Genomic DNA, 18548 nt, shown 5'->3' with positions numbered 1-18548 from the left:
ATGCGATGAATACCTCTCCCCGCAGCTTCGCGCTGGACGGCTCCCGCCAGATCACCACACCCGTCCACGGGCTCGACGAGCTGCGCGAGCGTTTCGCAGCCTGGCTCGGCCGCCGGGTCGGCGCACCGGTGTCGCTCGAGGAGTTCGCACCGCCGCGGGGCAGTGGCAGCTCGGCCGTTTCGGTCCTGGTCAGCGCGACCTGGGAGTCGGACGCGGGATCGTCGACGCTGGAGCTGGTGCTCCGCCTTCCCCCACGCGCCGAGGCCGTCCCGCTCTTCCCCACGTACCCCCTCGCCACCCAGGCCGCGGTGCTCGAAGTCCTGGGCGGGCTCGACCGGGTGCCGGTCCCCGCGGTCTACGCGTTCGAGGAGTCTCCGGAGGCGCTGGGCTCGCCGTTCCTCGTGATGGAGCGGGTCCACGGCGAGATTCCAACCGGCAACCCGTCCTACGCGATCGAGGGGTGGCTGCTGGACGCGGCACCCCACGAGCGCCGCCGGGTACAGGACGGAACCATCGGGTGTCTGGCCGCCGTCCACGCCACCCCCGATCCGGCGGCCCGGCTCCCGCACCTGGCGACGAACGGCAACGTCGACGCCCTCCGTGCGCACGTCGCGGCGCAGCAGGACCACTACGCATGGACCGTCAGCCTGGATGGAGTGCGGGTGCCGGTCATCGAGCGAGCCTTCGAGTGGATCGAGTCGCACTGGCCGAGCGATCCGGGGGAGCCGGTCCTGAGCTGGGGTGACGCCAGACTGGGCAACGTGGTTTTCCGCGAGTTCGAGCCGGTCGCGGTCCTCGACTGGGACATGGCCGCCCTCGGGCCGCGTGAGCTCGATCTCGCGTGGTTCCTTCTCTCGCACGAGGTCAACCAGGGCACGGCCGAGGCCATGGGCCTGCCTGGGCTACCGGGGTTCTGCGCGACCGAGGACGTCGTGGCGAGCTACGAGGCACGGACCGGACACCAGGTGCGCGACCTCGACTTCTATCGCGTCTACGCCGCCCTGCGGCTGAGCACCATCCGGGCCCAGGTCACGCGCCGGCTCATCCACCAGGGGCTCGAGCCGCCGGAGTCCGGCGACGACTACGCAGGTCACCCATCGATCCTCGCGACGCTGCTTGAGCAGCTCTCCTAGATCGGAGCGACCGTGCGCCCCTCACCCCTCGACGAGTACCCGATCCACCAGAGCACGCTGTCACTCGGCCGGGTCGGGACGAGCGATACCCGCTTCTACGACCGCGGATACTTCAACGGCCACGACCACGAGTCGGACACGTTCTTCGTGGCCGGCCTCGGCGTCTACCCGAACCTGGGGCTGAGCGACGCCTTCCTCATGGTCCGCCGCGACGACCGACTCCGGACTCTGTGCTTCTCGGACCAGGTCGCGACCCGACGGCTGGAACAAGCCGTCGGACCGTTCCGGGTCGAGGTCGTGGACCCCCTGCGCAGACTGAGGCTGGTCTGCGACGACGGTCCCGACGGCCTGGCCGCCGACCTCACCTGGCACAGCTCCTTCCCGGCCGTCTTCGAACCACCGCAGCTGGTGCTGGGTGACGAGGCGGCCGCCCACCACGCCGCCTACGACACGACGCGCTTCGCCCAGGTCGGCAGGTGGAGCGGTGAGCTCCAGGTGGACGGCGAGCAGATCGTGGTCGGGCGCGAGACCTGGACCGGCTTCCGGGACCGGTCCTGGGGCGTGCGTCCGATGGGTACGCCGACACCACGCGGGAGGTGCCGGAGCGGTGGGCGCATGGCTTCTGGTGGACCTACGTGCCGCTGCAGTTCGAGGACTTCTTCGTCATGGTCGTGGCCAGCGAGTCACCGGACGGGGAGCGACGGATGAACGAGGCGGTGCGAGTCCGCACGGACGGCTCCGTCGAGAATCTCGGCTGGCCGCGGTTCGACATCGCCTACCTCGCCGGTACCCGCTTGCCGGTGGCCGCACGGATCGAGCTGACTGACGCGCGCGGCGAGCCGCTCGTCATCGACATCGAGGTGGCCACGGCCGTGCCGCTGGGGATGGGCTCGGGCTACGTCACCGACTGGGAGTGGGTGCACGGCATGCCGATGGGGCCCAACTGGTCGAGACGGCGCAGCTTCGACCTGCGTGACCCGGAGATCGCCGCACTGGGCGCGATCGGGGTCACCGACCACGCCGTCCGTGCCCGGCTCGGCGACCAGGTCGGCTGGGGCATGTTCGAGCACGCCTGCGTCGGACCGCACCGGCCGTCGGGCTTCTGAGCAGCGCGAGCGTCAGACCGGACGCGGCGCGAGAGCGCCGCCGCTCCGCAACGCGGCGATCCGTGCCTCGTCGTAGCCCGCCTCGAGGAGCAGGTCGTCGGCGTCCTCCCCCAGCAGAGGGGCTCGTCGGAAGGTGTCGACCGGAGTGCCGGCGAGCTTGATCGGGCTGCCCACCACAGCGAGCTCCTGGGAGCTCCCCGGCTGTGCGAGCCGCACCAACATGTCGCGCGCCGCGAAGTGCGCGTCGTGAGTGAGCGACTCCGCGTCGTGGACGGGTCCGCACGGCACCTGTCCACCGAGCACCTCGACCACCTCGTCGCGGGTGCGTGCCGAGGCCCAGTCGGTGATCAGTGTCGCCACGGCGTCGCGGTGCTGGACCCGCGCGGCGTTGGTGGCGTAGTCAGGGTGCGAGGCGAGCTCCGGACGTCCGACGAGCCCGCAGAGCCGAGCCCAGAAGTGGTCCCGGTGCGCCGCGATCGCCACCCACCCGTCGACACACGGGAAGATGTCGAACGGGCTCAGCATCGGGTGCCCGTTGCCCTCCGGAGCTGGAACCGCGCCCGTGTAGGAGTGCTGGTAGACGATCCGCTCACACAGCGCCAACACGGCGTCGGCCATGGCAACGTCGAGGAACTGGCCCCGCCCGGTGCGCTCGGCGTCCCTCAGGGCCGCCAGGATGCCGACGGCAGCCAGCACCGCGGGGAACAGATCGCCGACCCCAGGCCCGGCCTTGGTCGGCTGGCCGGGCCGGCCGTTGATCCCGACCAGTCCGCCGACCGCCTGGGCGACCACGTCGAAGGCCGGCCACTCGCGGTAGGGGCTCGCACCGGTACGCTCGTCGCCGAAGCCACGGATCGCGGCGTAGACCAGGGCCGGATTTCGCTCGGCCAGCATCTCGTAGCCGAGCCCGAGGCGGTCCATCACTCCACTGCGGTAGTTCTCCACCACCACGTGCGCCGAGTCGATCAGGCTGAGGAACGCCTCGCGACCTGCGGGGCTCTTCAGATCCAGGGCGATGCTCCGCTTGTTGCGGTTGACGCTCTGGAAGTAGCCGCCGAACGCCCACATCGTGTCGTCGGAGGCGAAAGGGCCGAGCTCGCGGACCATGTCCCCACTGAGCGGCTCGACCTTGACCACATCGGCCCCGAGGTCGGCGAGCACCATGGTGCAGAAGGGTCCCGCCAGCATCTGGGTGAGGTCGACGACTCGGACGTCGGACAGCGCCCCCGTCCTCGGGGTCATCCGAACCGCTTGTCCACGAAGGCACCGAGCTCGTCGACGGCTTGCTGGCCCTCGGACACCTGGCTCGAGAACAGCGGCCAGTCGTGGACCATCCCCTCCCACACCGACAGGTCGACCTCGCCGCCGTTTCTCTCGATCGTCGCGGCGATCCGTGTCGAGTCGTCATGGAGCGCCTCCTCGGTGCCGACCAGGAGCAGTACCGGCGGCATGCCCGCAAAGTCCCCGAAGACGGGCGATGCGTACGGGTTGCGCAGGTCGTGCCAGCTACGGACGTAGCGAGTCGCGTAGGCGTGGCTGCCCTTGACGGAGACCAGCGGATCCCGGGCAGCCCGCTCCTGTACGGAGGCTCCGGAGTGGGCAAGGTCCCCGAGCGGAGAGATCACCGCGATGCTGGACGGCAGCGGACGACCCAGGTCGCGACAGGCCAGGCCGAGCCCGAGCGCCAGGCCCGCGCCGGCGGAGTCCCCGCTGAAGGAGACCTGCGCACCGACGTACCCCTCCACGTCGAGGAGCCAGTCGTAGGCTGCCAGTCCGTCATCGACGGCCGCGGGGAACCGGTGCTCGGGCGCCAGCCGGTAGTCGACCGACAGCACCGCCGCACGGGCGGCCCGGGAGATCCGGGCCGCCAGGTCGCGGTGAGTGTGGATCGACCCCGTGCCGTAGCCACCGCCGTGGAAGTAGAGGACCACCCGGCCCTCGCCGGCGTCGGGACTGCGCACCCACGCGGACGGGACGCCGCCTGCATCGACCTCGTCGAACGAGTGCTCCGGCGGGTCGTAGAATCGGTCGTTGAGGGCGACCACCTTGGCGCGCAAGTCGGCCATGGTCGGGTCACCGTCGGTCGACCGACCGCGTCGCCTCAAGAAGTCCAGGAGGTCCTGGAACCCTTGACTCGTCATCGTTCGGACATCCTCTCACCACAGGCGGACAAACCACTCACAGATCCTTCAGCGCCGGGATGACGTGCTTGGCGAAGAGGCTCAGGCTGTGCTCGGCCTCGTCGGTCGGCATGCCCCCATGAAGGCGTGGGCGAGGATCTGGCTGCAGTTGGTCCGCTGGTGGGCATGGGTGAGCTTCTCGATCACCTGGTCCGGGGTTCCCCAGGCGTTGCGCTCGATGAAGTCGTTGACGTGACCGTCGGGGTCCGCGGCGATCTTCGTCTCCCACTGGGTGTACCCCTCATAGCCCTTGACCTTCTCCAGCCCCGAGGCACCGAACTTGTAGTGCTTGAGCACCTCACGGTAGTAGGTGCCGAGGTACTGGTGAGCCTTCTGCTTGGCCACCTCCGCGTCCTCATGGACGAAGATGAACTGGTCGAGCAACGGCCGCGGCGCCGGCGTGTCCGGGTGCATCTCGGCCCAGTGGCCGCGGTAGATCCCGGTCTCCTCCTCGATCTGGTCCCACGACTTGCTGGGCACCAGCAGCAGGCCGGCACCGAGCCGCGCCATGATCGGCAGGGACGGGGTCGAGCCGGCCGCGGCCACCAGCCGGCCCTTGAACGACTTGAAAGGCTCGGGCCGGATGTCCCGGGGCGCCATCGGGTAGAACTTGCGTGGCTTCTCCTCGATCCGACCGGTCTCCAGCGCCTCGAGCACGATGTCGGCGATCTCGTCGAACCTCTCGCGCGACTCCTCCATCGGGATCCGCATCCCCTGGTACTCGAAGTCGCAGACCCCACGGCCGATGCCGAAGGTGAACCTGCCGTCGGCGAGGTGGTCGAGGACGGCGACCTCCTCGGCGATGCGCATCGGGTCGTGCCACGGGATGACCAGCACCATGGTGCCGATCTCGATCGAGGACGAGCGGCCGACCACCCAGGAGAGGTACTGCAGCGGATTGGGGCTCATCTCGTAGTCGGTGAAGTGGTGCTCCGTCGCCCAGACGGAGTCGAAGCCGTTGTCGATCACGAAGTCGGTGAGCCGCAGCTCGTCGCGCCAAACGTCGTAGTCGCTGCGGGCCTTGAAGCAATTCTGGAACGTCGCTGCGTAGCCGAACTTCATGCCTGTCTCCTATCGTCGTTGATGTCGGCCAGGCACCGCCTGGCCGGTGGTCACTGCGCGGGGCGAGCGTGTTGCGACGCCTGCTCCCGGCCTCCTGACACAGCCGTGCACGGTCGAGGGTCTGCTCGAAGATCCGAGCGGTGGCGGCGTCGAGCATCACACCGCCGACGCCGACGGCGCCGAGACCGTCGGCCTCGGCCCGGCGCACCATGGACACGACCTCCTCGGCCTGGGCGACCTCGTCGGCCGACGGCGAGAATGCCTTGTTGGCCAGGGGGACCTGGGCCGGGTGAATGCACCACTTGCCGACGCCCCCGATGCTCGCGAACGACGACGCCGACCGCGCGTAGCCCGCGGTGTCCCCATAGTCGGCATACGGACCGTCGACCGGTGCGAGCCCGTGAGCCCGAGCGGCGACGACCACACGCTGCCGGGCGTACTCCCAGATGTCGCCGCCGCGGCTGTCCGTGTCGCTCGGTGCCGCTCCGATGTGCGCACCCGGGACGCCCTGGCTGGCGGCGAGGTCCCCGACCCCGAGGATGAGCGCCTCGAGCCGCGGCGAGGCCGCGGCGATCGAGTGCACATTGAGGAGGGCCTGCGCCTCCTCGATCAGCACCTCGATGCCGATCGCACCGACCTCGATCCCCGCTCGGCGCTCCAGGTGGGTCAGCAGATCGTCGACGAACCACACGTCGCGGGCGGTCATCACCTTGGGCAGGACGATCAGGTCCAGGTGCCGACCAGCGCCGCCGACCACCTCGTGGAGGTCGTCGTAGAACCAGTCCGAGCCGATCGCGTTGACGCGGCAGGCGCGGATCTTGCCTCCCCAGTCGAGCTCGCCGAGCCCGGCGACGACGTTGGCTCGGGCCGCGGCCTTCGCCGACACGGCGACGGAGTCCTCGAGGTCGAGGAAGACCAGGTCCGTCTCACTCGCGGCGGCCTTTGCGATCATCTTGGTACTCGTGGCCGGAACGGCCAGCTCGGAACGTCGCAGCCTCTCGGACTTCTCGACCATCACACTCCCCAGCGATCCCTGGGCACCGCGGTGGTCGTCATGGGACGAGGGGCCAGGCGTTGTCGTGACCGTACACGTTAGTTTGTCAACAAGCAAGTAACTGGAGTGCCATCTCCACCCCGTCCCCCGAGATCCCGCGCGCGGTCCTGAGCCCGGCTCAGCCTGGGATCACCGATCTGGTGAGCGATGCATTGATTCCGGCCCATGGGAGTGGTTGAGGAACGGTCGCTGGTGGGTGGGCAGGTGCGTCCTGCCGGTCTGGCCGGCTTCTCCTGGTCCTCGGGTCGTGGTGGGCGGGTGGAGCGGCTCAGCCGCTGGCGGCGGGCAGTGCCCGGAGCCGCTGCAGGGCGGCGGTGATCTGCTGCGCCCAGGGCCATCGGCGTGGGAGTCGTAGGACGAGGCGCCGGCCGGTGCGGATCATGGTCAGGTTGTGCGCGATGGTGTTGAGGATCAGCCAGGCCGCGTTCACGCCGAAGCTCTTGGTCGAGAAGTGGTTGATCCCCATGTCGTGTTTGAGGTCGCGGATGGTGAGCTCGACCTCGGCGTGACGTCGGTGGTCGGCCTCGACATCGACCAGGTCACCGTCCCGGTCGGTGATCATGGGGTGGTAGTCGTAGATCGGGAACAGTGCCGGTTGCTCAGGGTCCTGGCCGGTCCTGGCCCCTGTCCTTGCTTGGGCGTCGGTGAGCGGGGTGCGGCGCACGATCGTCCGTACGGGGTGGATCTCGCCGCGTTCGGCCAGGAGTTTCCCGCGGGGACCGGTCGCGAACGGGGTGAACTCGAACTCCGCGAGGCCGGCGCCGGGCAGGAAGTAGTCGATCGCGGTCCAGCCGTCATCGGTGATCGCGGCGATCTTGTCCTTGACCGCGGTGCCGATCATCCGTGCGGTGATGGAGAACCTGACATTCTTGTTGCGGCAGATCCTTCTTCAAACCGTAGGTCTCACACAGCGTGGAGTCGATGTCCACGGTCACCGACCCGCTCGGATCGGAGAAGCCGTGATGCGCGCCGGCCGCGACCGCACGGGTGAGGAGTCGCCTGGTCACGGCGTCGAGTTGGCGGGCGTGGCCGTAGCCGAACGCTCGTAGGAACGTCCCGACCGTGGAGGAGGCAGCGACCCGGTGGCCGAGCACCGCGCCGGTCGAGCCCGCGCGCAGAGCGTTGACGTCCTCGATGCAGTCCCCGCCGGCCAGCAGCGAGTGGATCACCGTCAGGCACTTGCGGTCCGGGTTCGCCCCGGCGCTGCCCGGGACGGTGAGGTGCGCTCAAGCGTGCAAGACTTCGTCACCAAGAGGGTGCTCCTTTGGATCCTGCTGATCTTTGGTGTGGCAACCGTGATCGTGCAGGTCAGGAGCACCCTCTTGACTCAGCCGCGCCGCCCAGCGCCGGACCAATCGGTGATTTGAGGCTCAGGACCGATCGTCGAGGGGACGCAGCCGAGCCTCGGTGGACTCGTAGAGGTGGCGCAGGGCAGGGACGGCGGCGAAGCCGAGCGGGTCGATGATCCACTGGTAGCCGATGCCGCGCAGCCCGGAGATCACGGCGGCCGCTTCGTCCTCGACGACGATGCCCGAGCGCACGGAACCGTCCTTGATGCCGCGGCGCAGGATGTCGGCGAGGTCGGCCCGGTAGGCACGGTGCCATTCCACGAACTGCTCGCGGAGCCCCTCCTCTCGCGACTGGACCGCCTCGAACATCAGCGCGTAGAGCAGCCTCACCCCGCGCGTGTCCCGTTCGAACTCGTCGCTGATCGCCTTGATCAGCGCAAGGAAGCCGTCAAGACCGTTCTTGTCCTTGATCTCAGGCAGCCAGCGCTTGTGGCTCCAGCCCGAGGTGATCCGATCGACCACGGCGGCGAGCAGATTGGCCTTGGAGCCGAACTTGATCGTGACGATCCCCCGACTGTAGCCCGCTCGCTCGCCGACGGCCGCCAGCGTCATCCCGGCGTATCCGACCTCGGAGATGAGGTCGCCCGCCGCCTCCAGGAGCAGGCGGGTGGAGGTGTCGGATCGCTCCTGCTGCCGGTTGCGCGACACACTCTGCTCGGACAAGAGCGACTCCTTGCTGTGATATCTGGCGTCCGCGGAAGACACACGCCGACCGACACCGGCGACTCGTGCGTCAGCCCACTCGCCTTGACAGGCTCTCGGCCCAGATGTAGATGATTGCCGTCAAACAAGCATAGCTCAGTGAAGGGTGGCCCGTGGATCCGGCACAGTTCCGATCACACTCATTCTGCATGGGCGCGACGCCCTTCGACGACCAGGGACGCCTCGACGAGGACGCGTTGCGCGCCCACGTGCAATGGCTCTCGTCGGAGGGGATCAGCGTCCTGCCCGCCAGTGCCTCGTCGGGAGAGGGGCCGCTGCTGTCCGACGAGGAGGTCTTCCGGGTCTGGGAGATCGTCGTCGAGGAGGCCGCCGGACGGTTTCCCGTGGTGGTCGCCAACCGCGAGTTCCCGACCGCGGCGGAGAACATCCGGTTCGCCCGGGAGGCGGAGAGTCGCGGCCTCGACGGGATCCAGCTCTACCCGCCGACGCTCGGCCACGTCATCGCACCGACGACCGACGTACTCGAAGCCTTCTACGAGGACGTACTGCCGCACGTGCGGCTGCCCGTGCTCGTCTCGAGCAACCAAGCGACCGGCTTCGAGGTGCCGCTCGCCGTGCACGAGCGACTGCTCGCCCGCCACGAGCACATCTTCGCCTTCTACAAGAACCACTCCGACCTGATGAACTGTGCCAGCGCCTACGCCCGGATGGCACCTCGGACGACCGTTCTCACCGGCTTCGTCAGGCTGCCGATGGCGTTTCTCCTCGGCGCGACTGGCGAGCTCGACCACGTGCAGAACCTGATGCCGCGGACGGCTCGCGCGCTGCACGACGCGCTGCACACCGGAGATCTCGCGCGCGCGAGCACGGCGTATGCACGGATCGTCGAGGCGCAGGCAGCCACGACGCGGTTCGGGCAGGAGGAAGGGCTCAACCGCATGCCGGTCTACAAGGGCGTGCTCCGGGCACTGGGCCGACCGGGGACCTGGGCCACGCGCGCGCCGTACCGACCCCTGTCCGACGAGCAGCAGAGCCGACTCGCCGCGGTCGTCGACCGACTGGGGCTGGCCGAGCTCGAGGGACTGGCCTGAGCCGGGTCGACTCAGCCGCCGGTGACGGCCAGCAACTGGCCGGTCACGTACGACGAGAGGTCACCGGCGAAGAACTCCACCACCTTCGCGATGTCGTCGGGATCACCGAAACGGCGCAGCGCCACACGCTCACGGGCCTCCTCTCGGCCCGCGCCCCGATCAGCCGCCTGAGCGGCGGTGCGCGGCCCCATGACCAACCCGGGCGAAACGGCGTTCACCCTGATGCCGTACTGCCCGATCTCGTTGGCGAGGGAGACGGTGTAGGAGGTGACCGCCGCCTTGGCGGCAAGATAGTGCGCCAGCGAGCCGTCGCGGGGCACGAGGTGACCCACCCCCGAGGTGATGTTGACGACCGAGCCGGAGCCCTGTGCGCGCATTCTCGGCACGGCCGACTGGCAGAAATTGACCGTCGAGCGGTAGTTCGCTGCGAAGAGCAGCTCGAGGTCGGCGTCGGAGATCGTCGAGGCGAAACTGTCCTCGGCGGGCGTGAGGGCGCCCCCGGCGCAGTTGACCAGGACGTCGACGCGATCGAACGCACGCTCGGCCCGCGCCACGACCGACTCCACGAACGAGCGATCGGCAGCATCACCCTCGGCCACGACCACCCGCTGCCCGGCAGCCGTCACCAGCGCGGCGATCTCGGAGGCCGACGCGTGGCCGCCCCACTGGGCCGTGAACGTGAAGTCCCGGTCGACGATCGCGACATCGGCGCCGGCCTTGGCCAGCCGGGACGCGATCGCGCTGCCGATGGCACCGCCGGCGCCGGTGACGATCGCGGCACGACCGGCAAGCGTCTGGCTCTCCATGTGCTCAACGATAGTTGTTAGACAACAAGCAATCAATCGTCTAGGCTTCTGTCGTGCCTCTTGCCGACGTCGCCCCCGGTGCCTTCCCGACCATCGAACGGGGTCACAAGTACGAGGACTTCTCCGTGGGCCAGCGGTTCGACCACCACTGGGGGCGCACGCTCGACCGGTCGGACTCCACGACGTTCTGTGCAGCCACCTGCACCTGGAACCCGCTATACCTCAACCGCGAGTACGCCGTCGCGCATGGTCACCCCGACACCCCGATCCACCCCGCCTTGGTGCTCTCGGTGGTCGTCGGGCTGAGCGTCGAGGACCTCAGCGAGACGGCGGGACCCTTCCTGGGAATGCGCGACTGCGTCTTCCACCACGGGGTCTACCCGGGCGACACGCTGAGCGCCCACTCGGTCGTGCTCGAGTGCCGCACCTCGGCATCACGACCCGGGGCCGGCATCATCACGTGGCACACCGAGGGCCACAACCAGCACGGCGAGAAGGTGGTCGACCTGGTCCGGTCGAACCTGGTCGCGATGCGCGCAGGGGTGACCTCGTGAGCGGCGCGATCCGCAGCCCGGGGACCTGGTTCGAGGACTTCCGCCGGGGCCAGCGGATGCGGCACGCCCGAGGCATGACCGTCGACGCCGTGACCGGCAGCTTCCTGGCGCGCAGCGTGGTGAACACCGCCCAGGTCCACTGGAACGACCGGGCCGATCGGGACGAGGCCCTGGGTTCTGGCTTCGTGGTCTTCGGCCTGATCACGGCGTCGACCGTGCTGGGGCTGGCCAGCCAGGACGCGACCGAGCACGTGGTCGCCGAACTGGGCTACGACGACTTTCGGTTCCTGACACCCGTCTATCAGGGCGACACCCTGTACGCACTGACCGAGGTGCTCGCCGTGCACGCCGCGACCGACCGGAGCGACGCCGGGGTGGTCGAGTTCGCCCACTGGGGGCTCAACCAAGATGACACGTTGGTCTTCAAGGGTCGTCGAACCGTCCTCATCGCACGCCGCCTGCCGGCGTGACAGCGCGCGTCATGCGCACCAACAAAATTCCAAAGCCAGATGCTTCGTCGGGCTGTCGAGATCGTCTTGGTTGACGCAGCCGGGGGCAGTGACCTACGTTACATCTCGACCGGCCGGCTGGTCAGGTCATGCGGACTGAAGCCCTATCGTCCCGTCTTTCGTTTGAGCGGAGAAATCATGAAATCGATCAGAATGGGTGTGGTCGCCGCCGTTGCCGCGACCGCGTTCTTGGCTGCGTGCGGCTCGGGGGGCAACGACGGGAGCGACGGGGGTGACAAGCCCAAGACGGGCGGCACACTCACCTACCTCGCCACCAACCTCGGTCCATCGGTCGACCCGGTGGGCGCGATCCAACTCAACGCCGCGAACCAGTCCGGCTACATCTTCCAGGCCATCTACGACGTACTGCTGAACCCCACGAATGACGGGATCCAGCCCGGCCTGGCGCTCTCGGCCGAGTCCGGGGACGCGATCAACTGGACGCTGAAGCTCCGGCCGGACATCGAGTTCAGCGACGGCACACCGTTCAATGCTGAAGCGGTGAAGAAGACCTGGGAGCGCAACGACAAGCCAGGGACCACGGGCTATACGGTCATGCAGAACGTCGCGAGCCTCACCGCCACCGACGACCTCACGCTCGAGATCGCGCTCAAGTCCCCCGTCGCGGAGTTCCCGCGGCTGATCGCCAACAATCTCAACGCCGTCGGTTCGCCCACGGCGTTCGAGCAGGACCCCGACGGACTCCCCGTCGGCGCAGGCCCCTTCAAGATCGACAAGTGGGTTCCCGACGGGGAGCTGAGTCTGGTCCGCAACGACAACTACTGGGACGCACCGAAGCCGTACCTCGACCGGCTGGTCTTCAAGCCCGTTGCCGACTCCAGCCAGGCGCTGACGGCGCTCGCGACCAACGACGCGCAGGCGATGTTCGCTCTCGACTTCGCGACCCTCGACAAGGCGAAGCAGGCCAACTACACGATCGAGACCTGGCAGCCGACGATCGGATCGTGCCTGCTCTTCAACACCTCGGCCGCACCGCTGGACGATATCCGCGTGCGTGAGGCCCTCGTTCTGGCGTTGAACGCGCAGGGTGAGTCCGACACCATCGAGCAGGGGCTGGCCGTCGTTCCCACGACGCTGTTCACCGAGGACTCGCCCTACTACAACCCGGACATCGCGCTGCCCGAGTACGACAAGGAACGGGCCCAGGAACTGATCGACGAGGTCGTGGCCGAGACCGGTGAGCCGGTGAAGGTGACGCTGGCCGCCACCCCCGGGCCGACGCAGGCGATCGCCGAGTACTTCCAATCCCAGGTGATGACCGATATCGAGGACCTCGAGATCGAGATCACGGTGCCGGACCGGTCGACCTACATCGCCGACATCATGGCCGGAAAGTTCCAGGCGTTCATGTACTCGGTCAACAGTCCCGACCCCGATGCATACACGGCCTTCAGCACCAAGGCCGGGAACATGACTCGCTACGACGACCCTGCGTTCCAGCAGGCCCTGGACGTCGCGCGCTCATCCGCAGACCTCGACGAGCGGAAGGCGGCGTACGACACCATCTCCCAGACGCTCGCCGACGCCTTCCTTGGCAATTTCTACGGCCGCAAGGCCTACAGCACGGTTTACGACAGCACCAAGGTCGGCGGGCTGAAAGTCGTCGGTCAGGGCGCGCCCGACTTCTCCGGCGCGTATCTCAAGTAGTAGCCACCCACCAGTCCATCCCATGACGGGCGCTGATCGCGGTGCCCCGGACCTCATCCCGGTCCGGGCGCCGCGATCGGTCATTTCGCAGCAAGGAGCCTCCATGTCCGCGCCCCAACCCCGAATCACCGAGGCGAGCACACCCGTCGACGGGACCGACGCGGTGCAGTTCGACCAACGCAAGTTCCGCGACGTGCTCGGTCATCTGCCGTCCGGCGTCGTGGCCGTCACCGGTCTCGCCGACGACGGCAACCCCGTCGGAATGGTGGTGGGCACCTTCGCGTCGGTCTCCCTCGAGCCGGCACTCGTCGCCTTCTTCGTCGACCAGAGGTCGACCTCCTTTCCCCGCATCCGCGAGGCCGGGGTCTTCTGCGCCAATGTCCTCTCGGCTCGGCAGGAGCCGCTGTGCCGCGCGCTGGCCGCGCGCGGCGGGGACAAGTTCGCCGGTGTGGAGTGGCGACCAGCCGACTCGGGCGCACCGATGCTGGACGGGGCAGTGGCTTGGGTCGACTGCGACATCGAGTCGATCACGTCGGCCGGTGATCACCTCATCGTCATCGGCCGAGTGCGCGACCTCGGGGTGAGCACCCCCACCATTCCCCTCCTCTTTTTCCAGGGCGGCTTCGGCGGCTGGGCGCCGATGTCCCTCGCCGTCGAGGCACGCAGTGAGCTGTACGGCACGCTGCGGTGCGTGGACCGGGTACGCGCCGGCATGGAGGCGCTCGCGAGCGAGCTCGAGGTCGACTGCCTGGCCCACGCCGCGCACGGCGGCAACTCGGTCGCCGTGGCCGCGGCGTACGCCCCGCGGCGCAGCCGCACCTTCACCCGTGTCGGCTCCCACCTGCCCTTGGTCCCACCGTGGGGCGAGCCGTTCATGACCTGGGCGCCGCAGGAGGAGCTCGAGGACTGGCTGGGCCGTCTGCGTGCCGACCGGCAGGGACGGTACGACGTCGACGACGTCGCGGCGCACGTCAGTGAGATCCGCAGGCACGGATGGGCCTTCACGCTGCGGAGCGCGGCAGCCGACGATGACCGCGCCCTCGAGGACCTGGTGCGCTACGGCTACACGCCCGCAATAGAGCGGGATCTGGTCGACCTCATCAGCACGCGCGGTCGACATGGCGACCCCGCTGCCTTCGACAACCTCCCGACGGGCTCGGTGCGCAACCTCTGCGCTCCGGTCCTCGACGCCGATGGACGCCTGGTCCTCATGCTGGCTCTCCACAACCTGCCTACCGACCTGCCCACCCGGCACGCACGGCGCTACCTCGACCGACTCCTCGACCTCACCGAGGCCGCGACGCCGGCGGAGCGCGCGTAGCCCAGGCTCCCCGCCGACTCCCGCGAGCTCACGAAGGAGTCGACCGGCCGCGACCTCCGGCGCCGGCCGGAGCTGTCCGAGCCTCCTCCGTCACCTCGACCCGCCCGACTGGGAAGTGGCAGGCGACGAAGTGGCCCGCGCCCACCTCACGGACCGCCGGCTCCTCCTCGGCGCACCGCTCCTCGGCGCGCGGGCATCGGGTGCGGAACCGGCAGCCGGAGGGCGGGTTCAGGGGGACGGCAAGTCACCGGCGAGCTCCATCCGAGCGAGCTCCACCGTCGGGTCCGGCACCGGGACCGCCTCGAGCAACGCGGTCGTGTAGGGGTGCCGGGGCTCGGCGAAGAGGCGCTCTACGGGCGCGATCTCACACAGCTTGCCGAGGTACATGACCGCGACCCGGTCGCTGATGTTCTTGACGACCGCAAGGTCGTGTGCAACGAAGAGCAGCGCGATGGAACGCTGCCGTTTGATCTCCCTCAGCAGGTTGAGGATCTGGGCCTGGACCGACACGTCCAGCGCCGAGACCGGCTCGTCGAGGATGAGCAGATCCGGCTCGGCCATCAGGGCACGCGCGATCGCGACGCGCTGGCACTGTCCGCCGGAGAGCTCGTGCGGTCGGCGGTCCCAGACCACGTCGGGATCGAGACCGACCGCGCGAATGGTGGCCGCGATCTCCTCGTCGGTGGGACCGGCTCCCTGGATCACCGCGGCCTCGGCGACCAGTCGATGCACCCGTCTGCGCGGGTTCAGGGAGGAGACCGGGTCCTGCAGGATCAACTGCAGCCCCTTCCGAGCGCGACGCACCTCGCGCTTGCTCAGCGTCGCGAGGTCCTGGCCCCGGTAGTCGATAGCACCCGCCGTGGGTCGGGTGAGCATCATGATCGCGCGCGCGGTCGTGGACTTGCCGCACCCGGACTCGCCCACCAGGCCGAGGGTCTCGCCCTCGGCGATGTCGAGGCTGAGCCCGCTGACCGCCCGGACTCGCTGGAGGCGGCGGCCGTACTCCACGACCAGGTCGGAGACGCGCAGCACGATCTGCGCGACCCCGGCGCCTGCCTCCCTGAGGTGGCTGGACCCGCTACCGGCCATCGGTGTTGCCTCCCACCCGCACTGGTTCGAACTCGGTCACGTCCGGCCCTGGTTCAGGCGGCGGCGCCGGTACCGACATCGGGTGGAAGCACGCGTAGCGGTGTCCGGTACCGGCGCCCGCGGAGAATGGCGGCACCTCGGCGCGGCAGGCGTCCGTCGCGGCCACGCAGCGCGGAGCGAAGCTGCAGCCGGTGCGGGTCTGGAGCTTCGCCGGCGCGGCCGGGATGCTCGCCAGCTCGGTATTGCTCGGCACGTCGAGGCGAGGTACGGCGCGCAGCAGGGCGTCGGTGTAGCGGTGCCGCATGTCGCGGAAGACGTCCTTGGTCGCGCCCGCCTCGACCACTCGGCCGGCGTACATCACGGCGAGCTGCGAGGTACGCCCTGCGACCACACCGAGGTCGTGGCTGATCAGGATCAATGACATGCCTCGCAGCTGCTGCTGGGTCTCGAGCAGGTCGAGGATCTGTCGCTGAACGGTGACGTCCAGCGCGGTGGTCGGCTCGTCGGCGATGAGGATGTCAGGCTCGCACGCGAGCGCCATGGCGATGCAGACCCGCTGCCGCATCCCACCGGACAGCTCGTGCGGATAGGCCCGCATCCGCTGCTCCGGGCTCGGGATGCCGACCTCGCGCAACAGCTGGACCCCGCGCTCGAACGCCTCCTTCTTGGACAGTCCCATCTTCGGACGCATCGCCTCGGTGACCTGCCGGCCGATGCGGACGACGGGGTTGAGCGAGCGCATCGGGTCCTGGGACACGAGCGCGAGACTCGACCCCCACATCGCTCGGAGCTCCTTGGGCGACTTGGCCAGCACGTCCTCGCCGCCCATCGACACCGATCCCGAGACCGACATCGACGACGGGAGAAGCTGCATGATCGTCTTGGCGAGCATGGACTTGCCGGACCCCGACTCGCCGACGACGCCGAGAGTGCTGCCTGCCGGGATGTCGAGGTCCACGTCGCGGAGGATGTGGGTCGTGCGACCGGCCTGCGAGACCTCCAGGGACACGCCCTGCAGGACCAGGTCGTTGCTGCGGTCGTTCATCGAAGCGCCGACTCCTTGACGTCGAACCGCCGGCGTACTGCGTCGCCGACGATGTTGAGCGAGAGGACGGTGAGCACGAACAGCGCTCCGGGCACGAGGACCAGGTGCGGGTCGGTCGAGAGGAACTGGCGACCACCCGCGAGCTGACCTCCCCAACTCGGCGCCGGCGGCTTGATGCCCAACCCCAGAAAGCTGAGGGAGCCCTCCGCCACCACGAGGATCGCGAAGATCAGGAACGAGTAGGACAGGAGGGGGATCACCACGTTCGGGATCAGCTCCTTGAACATGATGCGCGCGGGGGAGGCACCCATCGCCTGAGCGGCAGTGACGAAGTCACGCGAGGCCAACGACATGGTGCTGGCGCGGGACAGGCGGTAGAAGGCCGGGACGGAGATGATCGCCAGCCCGAGAACGAGGGTCTTCTGATCCTGCTCGAGGACCGCGGTGATCGCCAACAGGACGAACAGCGGCGGCAGCGAGACGAGCGCGTCGGCCAGGATGTTGAGGAGACCCTCGGTCTTGCCGCGGACGTAGCCGGAGAGCGCGCCGAGGACGCCGCCCACGACGAGGCCGACGACAGCAGCACTGCCCGCGACGGTGATGGAGGTCCGCGCGCCGTTCACGAGCCTGGACAGCTGGCTGCGTCCCAGCCAGTCCCGACCGAGCGGGTCGCTCCAGTCCTGGAACGGCCCCATCCGTGGGTCCCCCACGATTGCGCCCGCCCCGTGGAGCGGGAGGAGGAAGGCGAACAGCACGGCGAAGAGCACGAGCCCCAGCCAGCCCAGGGAGAGCCAGACCATGACCGGGCGCCGGCCTCCCCGACGACTCCGTCCGGTCGGGGAGGCGTCGTCCACGACGGAGACCGACAGCAGGGGTGAGGGCGTCCCGCCGCCCACGTTGGACGTGGTCACGACACACGCACCCGGGTCCGCGGGTCCACGATGGTGTACGCCGCGTCCGTCAGCGCGTTCACCAGGACGTAGGCGGCGGCGGCGGTGATCACGACCCCTGGACGACCGGGACGTCGCTGGTGGTGACCGAGGTGATCACGAGCTGGCCGAGGCCGGGCAGCGAGAAGATCGACTCGATCACCACCGTCCCGCCGATGATGCGGGCCAGGCTGAGACCGGACAGGGTCATCAGCGGCAGAGTCGAGGGCCGGAGCGCGTGCCGGAAGAGGATGTAGGCGGGGTGCAGCCCCTTGGCCTTCGCGGTCACCACGAAGTCCTCCTGCAGGGTGCTGATGAGGTCGGCGCGGAGCACCCGTGAGAAGACGGCGATCTCGGCCAGGGAGAGCGCCAGCACCGGGAGTGCCGCCGTGCGCAGGTTGCCGCTCAGGCTGTCGCCGAGTGGGACCCAGCCCAGGAGCGGCAGCGCGTGGAGCTGGACGGCCAGGACGTAGGCGAGCACGACACCGGCGACGAACCCGGGGACCGACACGAACAGTGAGGTCGCGGTGGTCCAGGCCCGGTCGAAGAGGCGGTCGGTGCGGAACGCGCAGTAGACGGCGGCCGGGACGCTCACCACGATCGCCAGAAGGGTGGCCAGGACGGCGAGTTCGAGGGTGACCTGGAGCCTGCCGATGATGTCGTCGAAGACCGGCCTCCCGGTAACGATCGAGCTGCCCATGTCACCGTGGAGAAGGCCGTTCACCCAGTGCGTGTAGCGCTCGAAGAACGAGTCCTCCAAGCCGAGCTGCTCGCGCAGTGCGGCCACCCGATCCGGGGTCGCGGACTCGCCGAGCATGACCGCAGCCGGGTCGCCAGGCATCAGATCGAGCAGCAGCACGGTGCCGACGCTGACCAGGAACAGCACCGCCAGCGTGTGAAGCAGCCGTCCGAGGAACGGCAGGGCGAAGAAGCGCACGATACCTCTCGTCTTCATCTCATGTCGGGGACCGGGAACCGGCCGGGGCCGG

At 69.0% G+C, this 18548-nt stretch carries 16 protein-coding genes and 3 pseudogenes; 7 read left to right on the top strand and 12 right to left on the bottom strand.

Features of this window, described 5'->3' with window-relative positions:
* The first annotated feature begins 5 nt into the window (after positions 1-5).
* The 3 genes from FIV44_RS17525 to FIV44_RS31425 are packed head-to-tail and all read left to right on the top strand — an operon-like array spanning position 6 to position 2239.
* Positions 6-1133: a phosphotransferase family protein gene (locus FIV44_RS17525; protein ID WP_141005556.1), complete on the top strand. Its 1128-nt coding sequence runs from the start codon at positions 6-8 to the stop codon at positions 1131-1133.
* Positions 1134-1145: 12 nt separating this feature from the next.
* A complete protein-coding gene (locus tag FIV44_RS31430) occupies positions 1146-1841 on the top strand; it encodes an Rv3169 family protein (RefSeq protein ID WP_219996062.1) in 696 nt (231 codons plus the stop codon).
* The gene (locus FIV44_RS31425; protein ID WP_219996061.1) at positions 1838-2239 is read left to right on the top strand and encodes a hypothetical protein; all 402 of its coding nucleotides are present in this window, start codon (positions 1838-1840) and stop codon (positions 2237-2239) included. The genes FIV44_RS31430 and FIV44_RS31425 overlap by 4 nt, the downstream gene beginning before the upstream one ends.
* A 12-nt stretch (positions 2240-2251) precedes the next feature.
* Here FIV44_RS31425 and FIV44_RS17515 read toward each other — a convergent pair whose 3' ends face one another.
* The 6 genes and pseudogenes from FIV44_RS17515 to FIV44_RS30625 form a co-directional block, all read right to left on the bottom strand.
* Complete coding sequence (locus tag FIV44_RS17515; protein WP_141005555.1) at positions 2252-3481, bottom strand: CaiB/BaiF CoA transferase family protein; 1230 nt, start codon at positions 3479-3481, stop codon at positions 2252-2254.
* On the bottom strand, positions 3478-4305 hold the full coding sequence (locus FIV44_RS17510) for an alpha/beta hydrolase fold domain-containing protein (protein ID WP_181410658.1): 828 nt from the start codon (positions 4303-4305) through the stop codon (positions 3478-3480). Before FIV44_RS17510 ends, FIV44_RS17515 begins: the two co-directional genes overlap by 4 nt.
* Positions 4306-4461: 156 nt before the next feature.
* The gene (locus FIV44_RS17505) at positions 4462-5481 is read right to left on the bottom strand and encodes an LLM class flavin-dependent oxidoreductase (protein ID WP_141005553.1); all 1020 of its coding nucleotides are present in this window, start codon (positions 5479-5481) and stop codon (positions 4462-4464) included.
* A 346-nt stretch (positions 5482-5827) separates the two neighbouring features.
* Positions 5828-6433: pseudogene (locus tag FIV44_RS34135) on the bottom strand (HpcH/HpaI aldolase/citrate lyase family protein); the annotation flags it as partial.
* 493 nt (positions 6434-6926) lie between these two features.
* Positions 6927-7758: pseudogene (locus tag FIV44_RS17495) on the bottom strand (transposase family protein); the annotation flags it as partial.
* A gap of 147 nt (positions 7759-7905) precedes the next feature.
* Positions 7906-8532, bottom strand: coding sequence for a TetR/AcrR family transcriptional regulator (locus tag FIV44_RS30625; protein WP_281285875.1), 627 nt, complete (start codon positions 8530-8532; stop codon positions 7906-7908).
* A gap of 203 nt (positions 8533-8735) precedes the next feature.
* Here FIV44_RS30625 and FIV44_RS17485 point away from each other — a divergent pair, with 203 nt between their 5' ends.
* A complete protein-coding gene (locus FIV44_RS17485) occupies positions 8736-9638 on the top strand; it encodes a dihydrodipicolinate synthase family protein (protein ID WP_141005552.1) in 903 nt (300 codons plus the stop codon).
* An 11-nt stretch (positions 9639-9649) separates the two neighbouring features.
* On the opposite strand, the gene FIV44_RS17480 is transcribed toward FIV44_RS17485, so the two are convergent.
* A complete protein-coding gene (locus FIV44_RS17480) occupies positions 9650-10480 on the bottom strand; it encodes an SDR family NAD(P)-dependent oxidoreductase (protein ID WP_141005551.1) in 831 nt (276 codons plus the stop codon).
* A gap of 17 nt (positions 10481-10497) precedes the next feature.
* On the opposite strand from FIV44_RS17480, the pseudogene FIV44_RS33625 reads away from it, so the two are divergent.
* The 3 genes and pseudogenes from FIV44_RS33625 (at position 10498) to FIV44_RS17460 (ending at position 14496) form a co-directional block, all read left to right on the top strand.
* Positions 10498-11468 (top strand): annotated as a pseudogene (locus tag FIV44_RS33625) (MaoC family dehydratase).
* A gap of 177 nt (positions 11469-11645) precedes the next feature.
* Positions 11646-13175 (top strand): ABC transporter substrate-binding protein, encoded by a 1530-nt coding sequence (locus FIV44_RS17465; protein ID WP_181410656.1) that lies wholly within the window; start codon positions 11646-11648, stop codon positions 13173-13175.
* A 103-nt stretch (positions 13176-13278) separates the two neighbouring features.
* A complete protein-coding gene (locus FIV44_RS17460) occupies positions 13279-14496 on the top strand; it encodes a flavin reductase (protein WP_181410655.1) in 1218 nt (405 codons plus the stop codon).
* A gap of 28 nt (positions 14497-14524) precedes the next feature.
* Here FIV44_RS17460 and FIV44_RS34130 read toward each other — a convergent pair whose 3' ends face one another.
* The 5 genes from FIV44_RS34130 to FIV44_RS17440 form a co-directional block, all read right to left on the bottom strand.
* A complete protein-coding gene (locus FIV44_RS34130) occupies positions 14525-14728 on the bottom strand; it encodes an oligopeptide/dipeptide ABC transporter ATP-binding protein (protein ID WP_219996525.1) in 204 nt (67 codons plus the stop codon).
* The gene (locus FIV44_RS17455; protein WP_219996059.1) at positions 14725-15585 is read right to left on the bottom strand and encodes an ATP-binding cassette domain-containing protein; all 861 of its coding nucleotides are present in this window, start codon (positions 15583-15585) and stop codon (positions 14725-14727) included. Before FIV44_RS17455 ends, FIV44_RS34130 begins: the two co-directional genes overlap by 4 nt.
* A complete protein-coding gene (locus FIV44_RS17450) occupies positions 15575-16630 on the bottom strand; it encodes an ABC transporter ATP-binding protein (RefSeq protein ID WP_141005547.1) in 1056 nt (351 codons plus the stop codon). Before FIV44_RS17450 ends, FIV44_RS17455 begins: the two co-directional genes overlap by 11 nt.
* Entirely contained in the window at positions 16627-17541 is a 915-nt protein-coding gene (locus FIV44_RS17445) for an ABC transporter permease (RefSeq protein ID WP_141005546.1), read from the bottom strand. Before FIV44_RS17445 ends, FIV44_RS17450 begins: the two co-directional genes overlap by 4 nt.
* Before the next feature lie 88 nt (positions 17542-17629).
* A complete protein-coding gene (locus FIV44_RS17440) occupies positions 17630-18496 on the bottom strand; it encodes an ABC transporter permease (RefSeq protein ID WP_219996058.1) in 867 nt (288 codons plus the stop codon).
* Positions 18497-18548 lie beyond the last annotated feature (52 nt).

The sequence above is a fragment of the Nocardioides humi genome, assembly GCF_006494775.1.
GTDB lineage: Bacteria > Actinomycetota > Actinomycetes > Propionibacteriales > Nocardioidaceae > Nocardioides > Nocardioides humi.
This window is presented reverse-complemented; position numbering and strand designations above follow the sequence as displayed.

What these genes read in the sequence shown, in the direction of transcription:
- FIV44_RS17525 (WP_141005556.1), top strand. Translation starts at nt 6, where the DNA reads ATGAATACCTCTCCCCGCAGCTTCGCGCTGGACGGCTCCCGCCAGATC.
- FIV44_RS31425 (WP_219996061.1), top strand. Translation starts at nt 1,838, where the DNA reads ATGAACGAGGCGGTGCGAGTCCGCACGGACGGCTCCGTCGAGAATCTC.
- FIV44_RS17515 (WP_141005555.1), bottom strand. Translation starts at nt 3,481, where the DNA reads ATGACCCCGAGGACGGGGGCGCTGTCCGACGTCCGAGTCGTCGACCTC.
- FIV44_RS17510 (WP_181410658.1), bottom strand. Translation starts at nt 4,305, where the DNA reads ATGGCCGACTTGCGCGCCAAGGTGGTCGCCCTCAACGACCGATTCTAC.
- FIV44_RS17505 (WP_141005553.1), bottom strand. Translation starts at nt 5,481, where the DNA reads ATGAAGTTCGGCTACGCAGCGACGTTCCAGAATTGCTTCAAGGCCCGC.
- FIV44_RS17485 (WP_141005552.1), top strand. Translation starts at nt 8,736, where the DNA reads ATGGGCGCGACGCCCTTCGACGACCAGGGACGCCTCGACGAGGACGCG.
- FIV44_RS17465 (WP_181410656.1), top strand. Translation starts at nt 11,646, where the DNA reads ATGAAATCGATCAGAATGGGTGTGGTCGCCGCCGTTGCCGCGACCGCG.
- FIV44_RS17460 (WP_181410655.1), top strand. Translation starts at nt 13,279, where the DNA reads ATGTCCGCGCCCCAACCCCGAATCACCGAGGCGAGCACACCCGTCGAC.
- FIV44_RS17455 (WP_219996059.1), bottom strand. Translation starts at nt 15,585, where the DNA reads ATGGCCGGTAGCGGGTCCAGCCACCTCAGGGAGGCAGGCGCCGGGGTC.
- FIV44_RS17450 (WP_141005547.1), bottom strand. Translation starts at nt 16,630, where the DNA reads ATGAACGACCGCAGCAACGACCTGGTCCTGCAGGGCGTGTCCCTGGAG.